We start from the raw sequence: 385 nt of genomic DNA on the forward strand, positions 1-385 counted from the left end.
ACGGCGTCCGCTACCACCACGTCTCCACCGACGAGGTCTACGGCGACCTGGCGCTCGACGACCCGGCCAAGTTCACCGAGGAGACGCCGTACCACCCGTCGAGCCCCTACAGCTCGACCAAGGCCAGCTCCGACATGCTCGTGCGCGCCTGGACCCGCACCTACGGGCTGCGAACCACCATCTCCAACTGCTCCAACAACTACGGCCCCTACCAGCACGTGGAGAAGTTCATCCCCAGGCAGATCACCAACATCGTCGACGGCGTGCGCCCCAAGCTCTACGGCCGCGGCGAGAACGTGCGCGACTGGATCCACACCGAGGACCACTCCTCGGCCGTCTGGGACATCCTCACCAAGGGCCGCACGGGGGAGACCTACCTCATCGG

The 385-nt window shown here is 66.5% G+C and carries 1 protein-coding gene; it reads left to right on the forward strand.

Annotated features, from left to right (window positions below):
* A partial coding sequence (locus tag RX395_RS10175) for a GDP-mannose 4,6-dehydratase (RefSeq protein WP_316367410.1) occupies positions 1–385 on the forward strand: 385 nt, incomplete at both ends.

This window comes from Collinsella aerofaciens (genome assembly GCF_032584215.1).
Lineage (GTDB): Bacteria > Actinomycetota > Coriobacteriia > Coriobacteriales > Coriobacteriaceae > Collinsella.